The sequence below is a fragment of the Acidovorax sp. LjRoot204 genome, from assembly GCF_056175785.1.
Map to the genome: position 1 here is coordinate 1 of NZ_JBGFFF010000338.1, position 1,404 is coordinate 1,404.

Annotated in this window: 3 protein-coding genes; all 3 read right to left on the minus strand. The window is 64.2% G+C overall.

Going from position 1 to position 1,404, the window contains the following annotated elements; genetic code table 11:
• Positions 1 to 326 (minus strand): YjbF family lipoprotein (locus AC04MI_RS25145; RefSeq protein ID WP_476499042.1); only part of this gene is annotated, 326 nt, incomplete at its 3' end.
• Positions 327 to 457: 131 nt separating this feature from the next.
• Complete coding sequence (locus tag AC04MI_RS25150; protein ID WP_155247780.1) at positions 458 to 736, minus strand: hypothetical protein; 279 nt, start codon at positions 734 to 736, stop codon at positions 458 to 460.
• 335 nt (positions 737 to 1,071) lie between these two features.
• On the minus strand, positions 1,072 to 1,404 hold a 333-nt coding region (locus AC04MI_RS25155; RefSeq protein ID WP_476499043.1), incomplete at its 5' end, for a nucleotide-binding domain containing protein.

The following is a 1,404-nucleotide window of genomic DNA, read 5'->3' on the forward strand; positions in this document are numbered from 1 at the left end:
CGCTGGAAGCGTGTTGTTGCTGTCGTCGTGCTTTCGGCGGCGGTGGCAGAGGGCCAGGCGGGCGCGTTGACAAGGCGCACGGCGCGCCAGTCGGTCGTGAGGCCGGCGGTGGCCACAAGGCGCCCGTGGCGCAGGCGCACCGTTTCACCCGAGGCGCTGTACCAGACCTCTGTAGGACCTTCGGGATGGGGGTCGACGTATCCGAGCACAAGAAACACGGTGCGGCCTTCGAAGGTGGCACGCAAATAGCTGAATTCCGGACGGAATGTGTGGGAGTCCGACGGCGAGGCGTTGTTGTTGTAGAGGTGCCGGGCCGTGGCAAGCATTGCCGAGGAGCCCGAGGAGCATCCGCCCAAAAAAAAGGATGATGCGAGTACGCAACATCCTAGTTTTTGCACCGCGCTGGCGGTGCTTTGGAATCTCGCTGGGAACCCCCCCTTGCGGAGGGCTCCGATCATTACCTGGTGCCGGTGGTACCGGTGGTGCCAGTGCCGCCAGGGCCACCGGGGATGATGAAACCGCCACCACCGCCGCCGCCGCCACCGCCCAGGGCCGCTGCCAACAGCACGCCGCCGCCAGCTGCCGCACCGATTTGCTGGGTGGTCAGGCCGCCACCGCCGGCTGCGCGCACGGCATCGGCCGCGGTTGTCGGGGGCACAGGCAGTTGTTGTGCAAGGGCCGGCGCAGAGGCCAGGGCTGCAAGAGCCATGGCTGCGATCAGGTGACTATGTTTCATTGAGTTTTTCCCCGTTCGGATGAAGCTTGGAAGTGAGCGACAGCGTCGACAACCGATAGTAACCGGCGATTGCGCATTGTTACCCTAGTCAACGGCCCGATGGTACCACTTCACAGAGGGAAACAGTACCTAAAACAGGGGAGGCGGAGCAGGTGGCGCAAGGTGGGATCGAGGCCGTTTCGGCGTTACAGCCGGAAACTTAGCTGGAAATTAGAACTTTTGGGTCTGTATTTCAAAGTGTTTGACAATTGCAACGTGGTTGCTGTAAGGCGGCTATTACTATTGAATTGTTTTGTTGCAATGACTGGGCGGCGCTGCGATGGATGGCTGCGGCCTTAGCCACGCACCAGCCGCTCGAACACATCCTCCGAGCCCATCTGGCCCCCCTTGAGCATGATCTCCATGCCATCCAGCGCGGCATCGTCGCTGTGCACGCGGCAGAGCGACGCGCCGGCGCCCATGTCGGCCACATAGGAAAGCCCCCAGGCGTCGAGTGCCTGCACGGCGTGGCTCGAGGTGTCGCCGCCGGCAATGCCGACGCGCTGGAGCGGCGCCATGGCCAGCACCCTGGCGAGCAGGTCGCCGCCGGCGCGCGAGAGGGCGTGGGCGTCGACCTTGTTGTCAGCCTCGGTGGGTGCTTCGTTGGCGGGCCGGGTGCAGGCCAGCAC